Here is a 7,534-nt window from a genome sequence, read left to right as displayed (position 1 = left end):
CATTGCATGAAATCTGGACATTTTTCTGGTAGTCGTGGAATTTATTTTATTTTTAAGATTACTGATTGTCCACGCTATGTAATTGACCAAATGGTTCGTCATGAAGCAGGAGTATTTAAAAACGTACAATCATTCAGATACGTCAATAAGGACTCTTTTGGTTATGAAATTCCTGCTGAAATCAAGAACAATGAAGAGCTTCTAAATAAATACAAGAAGCACATGGAAGATACTGTTGCTCTTTACGATGAAATTCAGAATTATATTATTGATTCTGGCAAATCTAATGAACGTGCAAATGAACAGGCACGTTATGTTCTTCCTATGGCAACTTATAGCGCTGTGTGCATTGGGTTTACTATTGAAGCACTTATTCATTATATGAATATGCGTCTGTGTACTCGTACAGAAGATGTTCACCGCCAGCTTGCTATTAAGATGCGCGATGCAGTTCTTGAAGTTATGCCAGAACTATCTGAATATTTAGTTCCTCAGTGTGACCGTATGCTGTATTGTCCAGAAGCTCGTGGTGGTTGTGGTAAATATCCCAGTAGAGACGAAGTTAAAGAACTAATCCTAGTTGGTAAATTTGCAAAGTGAATGGGTGAAAATAATGGATAAAGAATTTTGTGTAGATTATAATTCACATGATGGTATGTACACTATTAAAACTAAAACAGGGGACAAAATTACTGCAAAAGATATCTCAACTTATGGGTCTGATGACTACATTTCTGCTCTAAAAGACCTCGGCTATAAAGAAGTATTTTACATCCCTTATTATAAAGACTGTGTAGAAGAGTGGAATAGTTCTGTCGTTAGCGCAGAGAAACATCTTGAATTTTGCAAGAAGTCCCTGAAAGAGGCGCAAGAAAACCTTGATAAAGTAAAAAGTAATCCATGTGGTGACTGGTGGTATGACTGCTGGACAAATTCTGGTTATTGAGGTGGAGCTATGACAATCAATAATCCATTTGCCAAATCTGGCGCTTGCATGTGTCAATATTGTTCTAGCAAGACCTATCTTTATAATAATAGCGGGAATCGTAATAGATTTTGTGGCAACTGCGGCAATAAATTGGACTGGCCGGAAGCAAGTTTGACAGATTGGAATGACCCCGAACAGTGTTTGCCTACTCCAAACAGTAATGTTATTACTAGATATGATGATGATGAATATGAAGAATATTATTCTGCTAGTGGCAGATGGATGGCTAGAGATGCGTTAATTTATTATAGAATCCCAGATGTTTGGAGATATGATTGAGAGGTGAATAAAGTTGGTATTTTACAGTCGAGATTCTTGTTCTGATTTTGAAAAGAAACTAACGGAGCATGGTTATAAAAAGTGGATTCCTAATAGTCGTATAGATGTATTTGATTATTCATATCAAAAGCGTTTTGACGATGATTTGGGTAAGAAATACTTTATTGACTTTCAGTTTTATGATTATATGAAGTATTATCACGACCACGGAATCAGCGTAAAAGCCAGTGTGACTTTTAATAACGACAATGAAGAACCGGGTAAGCTAGATAAACCTGTTTGGTTAGAATTTGATTTTAATTCTATCGAACAGGCAGAAGCATTCGTTGAAGTGATGTGGAAAGCTACTAATAGCCAGTATTATGAACGCTGGCCTGAACGCTGAGTAAAATTTAACAAGAAAATGAGAGCTAGAGTATTGACAACTCTAGCTCTTTTTGATATAATACTTGTAGAAACAAACCAAATAATAAATAAAGGAGATTTAATATGATTACCGCAAGCAAGAATTACATCAATAGCGAGTGCAGACTTGTTCCAACTCCCGAAGCATACGACGAAGTATTGAAGAACAAGGTTAAGAAGTATCTAAGTTACAGTTGTTATCTTAACTGGGAAGCACTTCTAAAAGAATGCAACGATATTGCTATGGATTATAGGGCTGAGTCTCTTGGTAACAGCTATTTCGGAGCCGATAAGATTGCAGACGACATTTATATCGTCTCTGAGACGATTAACGACCACACCTATTACATCCCTTATGTCGCCGGTATCTCTGAACCAAGCGCCGATAACGACTGCTATTTGACTCGTGATGAAGCTATCCTTGCCGCTCTTACTACGAAGTATCTCAATGATAAGAGGGATACTCACGCAATTTCCAACGCTATTGCGAAGATGATTGATATGCCGAAAAGTGAGGTAGAAGAATGATTACTGCTGATAAGAAATATCTCGACAAAGAAAAAGAAATTTATCCTGATGTGGAGACGTTCTTTAATAAAAAGAGCCAATATTTTCAAAAGTGTAGAGTATACGGAGTTTGCACTGCTTATGAAGCGCTACAGAAAGAATGCGCTGATATTGCAGAATTGTTCAAGAATCGCTATCCTGATAATAATTGTTATTATGATGTTTCAAAAATTGGAGATGATATGTACATCGTAGAAGAAACCAGCGGAGAGCGTAAATATTATTATCCGTATGTCTCTGATAAAACTGTAGTAAAAGGTAGTTGTTGCTATCTTGATTATGATAGCGCTGTTCTTGCGACCATTGCAATGAAGTATATGAATACTAAAAATACCGACAAAGTTGCAGACATGGTTATGATTCTTGAGAAATTGGTTGATAAGCCTATGGTTAATATCCAGTAATATCGGCTAGGAGATGTAATAATGTATGATTGCAGATGGATTGTGTGTTTTGACACTGAAAGAAGATTTTCTTATTAAAACCGGGAGGAATTTGTAATGTATGATTGGCAGAAACGCAAGCTAAAGCGTGAACTCGGCGACCTTTATGACACATTCTTAGATTATGAATGTTATTTGGCTGGTGGTGCTATTACTTCTATCTTTACTAATAAGGACATTAACGATTATGATATTTTCTTTAAGCACAAAAAAGATATCGTCCGTTTTCTTAATAAAGAATCCTATATAACAAATTTCAAAAGTGATTATGCTATTACTATTACTAAAAATGGTAAAACTATTCAGCTAATTTATAAGCATGAATATCCTACTGAACAGGATGTGTTAAATCTTTTTGATTTCTCTGTGTGTATGGGATGTTATGATTTTTCTACAGAAGAGTTTATTCTTGGCGATGCTTTTCTTGAAGATTTAGCAAGCAAGACTATTCATTTCAATCCCAAAACCGATTCGCCTATTATGTCATTTATTCGTATTAAAAAATACATAAATAAAGGTTATGATATTCCTGTCTCTGAGATGTTTAAACTTGGCTTTACTATCAGTCAGCAGAATGTTGATAGTTACGAGAAGTTTCAGAATCTTCTTGGTGGTATGTATGGAGAGAATTATAATAAGTTTGCGGAAAAGTTAAAGAAAGAAGGTAAGCCTTTTGATTTAAATTATGTCGTAAGTAAGCTTTCAGAAATTGATGACGCAGATAATAGTTGCGGATATAAAGCCAAACTTGATTTTTCTGAAATGAATGAATCAGAAATCTCTATGGAAGTTGGTGTTCCATTTGATTATTTTGAATATAATGACGAATATTATACGCCAGATTTTAAACCCCTAAATAGAGAAGCCGTTGATAAATGTCTTTTCGCAAGAAAGAAACCCATTGAAGAAATCATCAAACTTCCAATGACTGTTTATAAGTGGATTGATGCTAAGAATCGTTGCAGTTTCTTTAATAGCAACTTTAAGTGGAAAGATTATGGCGAAGTGAAAGCATATGATTGGTTCGCATCTTCTCATGGTCTTCATTTTGTTACAGAAGATAAAATCTGGACTTGCTGTTATTCTAATAATTCAAATAAAGCTCTTGTTCGTGGCATTGTAACTTCTTATAATGGTTTTATTAGTATTAACGATATGAATGTAAAAAATCAGGAAATGAAGCTAGAGCGTGTATTTGTAACTAATATCTGGAACGAGGAAGATATTCCAGAAGAAATCAAGAGTAAGAAAAAAGAAAAACAGGAGGATTGTCCATTCTAATGATTTACGGTATTTTAATTTGTGTTATCATTATCCTTATAATTGTTATTCTAATTCAGCATTTTTCAATTCAGATTTCTACCGCTATGATTGCAGAGTTTGAGAAGTGGGCGAACCATTATGGCTATACTTTTCTTGATGTAGACCATAGTATTAAATACCCTGATACTGTAAACAAGATTAGTGGTGTGATTGAAGAAATTACTGATATTATCCAAAATGGATATGACGGCAAGGCAGAATAAAAAATAATTTTTATTTGTTAAACTTAAAAGAGACTCTTGACAGAGTCTCTTTTTTCTGTTATAATACTTATAGAAACAAAAACACTAGAAAGAAAGGAAATAATATGATTAAAGAATTTTGCATTGGACGCAAACATAAGAAACTTGTGGATTTTGATACTTACGTTTATGGATGTACTGTAGAAACTTGTGAAGATGGCAAGGTTACTCAGAAAGAAGTGTCTTGGGATGTTGCAGACAAAATGGCTGAAATTCTCCCTCAACTTGGTTACAGGCGTGTGTTTTTGAAGTATGACATCGACAAAAAACTAAAAGAACAAGAAGAAAAAGTAAAAAGTCTTGAAGAAGAACTGGAAAGAGTTCAAAATGAACTCGAACGTGCAAAGGTGACTCTTGAAAAGGGAAAAGAAAGGGTTGATAAAAATCTTTGCAAATGGTGGAAATAATAGATTTGAGGACTAAGATATGAAAACCTTTTATGTTGTTACTGATGGTGATTATTCTAATTATCATATTATTGCTATTACCGATAATAAAGAACGAGCAGAAAATATTAAGAAACTATATAGTAGCGAGTATTCAGAACCAATGATTGAAGAGTTTTTTGATAGTGAATCAAAAGACGAAGCATTCTATAGTGTACGGTATGACACAGATGGAAGTTATGATGTGATTTTACGAGAATTTGATTGGGATAATTCCTTTAATATTAATACTATCAAAGAAAACACTTCTCATGATGATTGGTGGAAATATAAAGTTTTCGTTATGGCTAAAGACGAACATCACGCTATCAAGATTGCACAAGATTTGTGGGCAGAATATAAAGCAAAGAAAGATGGTATTGTATGATTATTTTTGCTAGAAGTTTGGTTGCTATTTGTATTGGGGCAATTTTTGGTAAATCTGTTCGAGAGGGTGATTTATATAATATCTTTTTCTCTATGTTCGCTAGTATTGGTTATGTTGCATTTATTATGTGTGAATAAAATTTCTGTTTGATTGAGGTGATTTATATGGATAACCCTATTGTTAATCCCATTTGGTTCTACTTAGCAGACACAATTCCTAATATTCGTTATGTGTTTATTGCTGTTGGATTCTGTCTTTTTATACTAAGTATAGGTCAGATTGATAACAATAAAGTTTTTCGGAAAATTGTAGTTAGTGGATTTTTGGCATTAGTTGTTGGGGCGATAATTCCATCTCAAGAGACGCTTTATAAGATGGTTGCGGCAAAAATGATTACACCTAATAATATCAAAACTGTATCTGGTTATGTAAATGATACGGCAACGGACATTTCTGATAATTTAACAGACACAATCAAAGATATTATGGATTATTCTGTCGATAGAATTTATAATATCAGGAATAATGAAAAAGCTGGTGATTAAATGCTAATTTATAGACCTAATAGAGGCAGTTTAGCGGATGCAATGGAAGAAGCTAGAACCTTTAATTCATTTGACGAAATTAAAGAGTATGTAGCAAATAAATGGAATAGTATTTGGGGATATAATATCCTTAAACAAAACGACATCGTACTAGATGAAGAATCTCATAATGATAACCGTATCGGTTGGAAAGACGTTCGTTATCTTTGTACTAAAAAGCTTGGTGATGAGGATTATATAAAAGAATATGGTCATCCTCAGTGTATCGGATTTGTTGGATGGATTGAATGATAAGCGCTCTGATTTTTATAGGTAAACTTATTTTGACTATTGTACTTTGCACACTATTTTTTATTCCTATCACTATCGCAATGGGGATAAGCAGTGGTCACTATTGCTACAAACCTAAATCACATCCAGCAAAATCACCAAATGAAGTAAAGATTAAAATTAAGTGAGGTATAGCTATGAAATTTAAGAAAATTGTTTGTGCAATCATGATTGCAGTTATTGCTTTGTTCTGTGTAGGCTGTTCCGAGGCAGATAGAGTAAACCATAATATTTCAAAGCAAGCAAATTATTTTGAAACAGAACGTCGTATCACTGTATATAATGCTCGTACTGATAAGATTATTCTTGAAGCAGAGGGATTAATGTCTATCTCAAATAATTCTGATAATGAACTCGTATGTACCATTAAGACAGGGCCAAACACTTATAAGAAAAATTATATCTATCTAAATGCTTATACCATGTATGTTGTGGAAGATATTACCGGAACAATGACCGACCCGTACCATTATAAGATGTACTTCCACACAGAAGTTCTTCCTGACGTTGAGGTGAAGCCGTAAAAATTAAAATTTATCGTTAAATTTAATACAGAGTATTGACACTCTGGATTTTTTATGTTATAATATTTACAGAAAGGTTGGTGCTAACATGATTACTCCAAAAGAACTTGAAGAACGTGACATGAAACTTGATGAACTTGAAAAGAAAATTGATAGTTCTATTAGGTTTCATCATGGTTGGCATAAATGGGAAGAGGCAATTATTGATGGCGAATACCCTGTAAATGTTAGAACCGCTATTGGACTGAAATATAGGGAAGCTGGGTGGGATTATGTTTACCATATTACGTCTTCTGAACATGTCGACCGTCCCGGTTTAACTCACTTTATTTTCTCTACTGAAAGATTGGATTGCAAAGTAGTTGGCGGATTTTATATTGTGTGAGGTGTAATATGGTCTATAATTGTCAATTTGTTCCACTTGATAAAGAGGTATATTGTGTTGGTTTTCGCTATGGCAGAACTAAACCTATTGTAAATCGTAAACCTACCCTTGGTATCGTTAAAAATAATAGCTACTGGAGACGTTTTGTCCCAGATAAAGAAAAAGAGCATATTATTGAATTGCGTCAATATGCTTCAAGTTATTATTTTGCCGACACTTATGAAGAAGCTGTAAAGAAGTATAATGAACTGGTTAATGTAGTTTATAAGAAATATTATGATTTAACATACAAAATTAGTCAAAACTTTATTGGAGGTGTACCTAGATGACAAATGTTATAGACCCATCTAAAATTAAATTATGGAATGTTGAAATTAACTCATTAAATGTCTCTCGTTGGCGTGTGGATATGAGTTTTACGAAGGTCTGTGTAGATAAACGTCCTGTCAGTGACGATATTAGTTTTACAGACGAAGAAGGTAATTTAGACAAAACGGATATCGCAGAATTATATTGGATTTTGTTTACAGAGCCAGAGTATCAAAAGATTGCTGGTGTTTATTATGATAATAAGCTTACTGCACTTTGGATGATAAACCGTGACGATAACACAGGTTATATTACTTGGGATAATTTAGGGGTTTTAGTTGTAAATTGTCTTGAAGGAATAAAGTACCAAAAGGAGAAAAG

Annotated in this window: 16 protein-coding genes; all 16 read left to right on the top strand. The window is 33.8% G+C overall.

Translation table 11 applies throughout. The features are described 5' to 3' along the window. Positions 1-600, top strand: a 600-nt coding sequence (locus tag B2S90_RS09700) for an FAD-dependent thymidylate synthase (protein WP_286696984.1), incomplete at its 5' end; no start/stop codon positions are given. A 13-nt stretch (positions 601-613) separates the two neighbouring features. Then, the gene (locus B2S90_RS09695; protein WP_286696983.1) at positions 614-946 is read left to right on the top strand and encodes a hypothetical protein; all 333 of its coding nucleotides are present in this window, start codon (positions 614-616) and stop codon (positions 944-946) included. Between the two features lie 9 nt (positions 947-955). Further along, complete coding sequence (locus B2S90_RS09690; RefSeq protein ID WP_286696982.1) at positions 956-1,267, top strand: hypothetical protein; 312 nt, start codon at positions 956-958, stop codon at positions 1,265-1,267. 13 nt (positions 1,268-1,280) lie between these two features. Beyond that, positions 1,281-1,652 carry a hypothetical protein gene (locus B2S90_RS09685; protein ID WP_286696981.1) on the top strand — a complete coding sequence of 124 codons (372 nt, stop codon included), beginning with the start codon at positions 1,281-1,283 and terminating at the stop codon, positions 1,650-1,652. 104 nt (positions 1,653-1,756) lie between these two features. Further along, the gene (locus tag B2S90_RS09680) at positions 1,757-2,200 is read left to right on the top strand and encodes a hypothetical protein (protein WP_286696980.1); all 444 of its coding nucleotides are present in this window, start codon (positions 1,757-1,759) and stop codon (positions 2,198-2,200) included. Further along, the gene (locus B2S90_RS09675; RefSeq protein ID WP_286696979.1) at positions 2,197-2,643 is read left to right on the top strand and encodes a hypothetical protein; all 447 of its coding nucleotides are present in this window, start codon (positions 2,197-2,199) and stop codon (positions 2,641-2,643) included. The genes B2S90_RS09680 and B2S90_RS09675 overlap by 4 nt, the downstream gene beginning before the upstream one ends. Positions 2,644-2,739: 96 nt before the next feature. After that, the gene (locus tag B2S90_RS09670; RefSeq protein WP_286696978.1) at positions 2,740-3,963 is read left to right on the top strand and encodes a hypothetical protein; all 1,224 of its coding nucleotides are present in this window, start codon (positions 2,740-2,742) and stop codon (positions 3,961-3,963) included. Continuing rightward, positions 3,963-4,208: a hypothetical protein gene (locus B2S90_RS09665; RefSeq protein ID WP_286696977.1), complete on the top strand. Its 246-nt coding sequence runs from the start codon at positions 3,963-3,965 to the stop codon at positions 4,206-4,208. The genes B2S90_RS09670 and B2S90_RS09665 overlap by 1 nt, the downstream gene beginning before the upstream one ends. 104 nt (positions 4,209-4,312) lie before the next feature. After that, entirely contained in the window at positions 4,313-4,654 is a 342-nt protein-coding gene (locus tag B2S90_RS09660; RefSeq protein WP_286696976.1) for a hypothetical protein, read from the top strand. A gap of 19 nt (positions 4,655-4,673) precedes the next feature. Next, entirely contained in the window at positions 4,674-5,060 is a 387-nt protein-coding gene (locus B2S90_RS09655) for a hypothetical protein (protein ID WP_286696975.1), read from the top strand. A 164-nt stretch (positions 5,061-5,224) separates the two neighbouring features. After that, positions 5,225-5,605 carry a hypothetical protein gene (locus tag B2S90_RS09650; RefSeq protein ID WP_286696974.1) on the top strand — a complete coding sequence of 127 codons (381 nt, stop codon included), beginning with the start codon at positions 5,225-5,227 and terminating at the stop codon, positions 5,603-5,605. Then, positions 5,606-5,896, top strand: coding sequence for a hypothetical protein (locus tag B2S90_RS09645; RefSeq protein WP_286696973.1), 291 nt, complete (start codon positions 5,606-5,608; stop codon positions 5,894-5,896). 176 nt (positions 5,897-6,072) lie between these two features. Further along, positions 6,073-6,459, top strand: a complete 387-nt coding sequence (locus B2S90_RS09640; RefSeq protein ID WP_286696972.1) for a hypothetical protein — start codon at positions 6,073-6,075, stop codon at positions 6,457-6,459. 88 nt (positions 6,460-6,547) lie between these two features. Next, positions 6,548-6,844, top strand: a complete 297-nt coding sequence (locus B2S90_RS09635) for a hypothetical protein (RefSeq protein WP_286696971.1) — start codon at positions 6,548-6,550, stop codon at positions 6,842-6,844. An 8-nt stretch (positions 6,845-6,852) separates the two neighbouring features. Then, positions 6,853-7,173, top strand: coding sequence for a hypothetical protein (locus B2S90_RS09630; protein ID WP_286696970.1), 321 nt, complete (start codon positions 6,853-6,855; stop codon positions 7,171-7,173). Beyond that, positions 7,170-7,534 (top strand): hypothetical protein (locus tag B2S90_RS09625; RefSeq protein ID WP_286696969.1); only part of this gene is annotated, 365 nt, incomplete at its 3' end. The genes B2S90_RS09630 and B2S90_RS09625, both read left to right, overlap by 4 nt.

It is taken from the genome of Catenibacterium sp. UBA627, from assembly GCF_002299355.1.
Taxonomy (GTDB): Bacteria; Bacillota_I; Bacilli_A; order Erysipelotrichales; family Coprobacillaceae; genus Catenibacterium; species Catenibacterium mitsuoka.
Note: the sequence above shows the minus strand (reverse complement) of the source record. Positions and strands in the feature narration are given on the sequence as shown.

Bases quoted from the DNA above. Each gene is read 5' to 3' on its own strand.
- B2S90_RS09695 (WP_286696983.1), top strand. From the start codon at position 614: ATGGATAAAGAATTTTGTGTAGATTATAATTCACATGATGGTATGTAC.
- B2S90_RS09690 (WP_286696982.1), top strand. From the start codon at position 956: ATGACAATCAATAATCCATTTGCCAAATCTGGCGCTTGCATGTGTCAA.
- B2S90_RS09680 (WP_286696980.1), top strand. From the start codon at position 1,757: ATGATTACCGCAAGCAAGAATTACATCAATAGCGAGTGCAGACTTGTT.
- B2S90_RS09675 (WP_286696979.1), top strand. From the start codon at position 2,197: ATGATTACTGCTGATAAGAAATATCTCGACAAAGAAAAAGAAATTTAT.
- B2S90_RS09670 (WP_286696978.1), top strand. From the start codon at position 2,740: ATGTATGATTGGCAGAAACGCAAGCTAAAGCGTGAACTCGGCGACCTT.
- B2S90_RS09665 (WP_286696977.1), top strand. From the start codon at position 3,963: ATGATTTACGGTATTTTAATTTGTGTTATCATTATCCTTATAATTGTT.
- B2S90_RS09660 (WP_286696976.1), top strand. From the start codon at position 4,313: ATGATTAAAGAATTTTGCATTGGACGCAAACATAAGAAACTTGTGGAT.
- B2S90_RS09655 (WP_286696975.1), top strand. From the start codon at position 4,674: ATGAAAACCTTTTATGTTGTTACTGATGGTGATTATTCTAATTATCAT.
- B2S90_RS09650 (WP_286696974.1), top strand. From the start codon at position 5,225: ATGGATAACCCTATTGTTAATCCCATTTGGTTCTACTTAGCAGACACA.
- B2S90_RS09645 (WP_286696973.1), top strand. From the start codon at position 5,606: ATGCTAATTTATAGACCTAATAGAGGCAGTTTAGCGGATGCAATGGAA.
- B2S90_RS09640 (WP_286696972.1), top strand. From the start codon at position 6,073: ATGAAATTTAAGAAAATTGTTTGTGCAATCATGATTGCAGTTATTGCT.
- B2S90_RS09635 (WP_286696971.1), top strand. From the start codon at position 6,548: ATGATTACTCCAAAAGAACTTGAAGAACGTGACATGAAACTTGATGAA.
- B2S90_RS09630 (WP_286696970.1), top strand. From the start codon at position 6,853: ATGGTCTATAATTGTCAATTTGTTCCACTTGATAAAGAGGTATATTGT.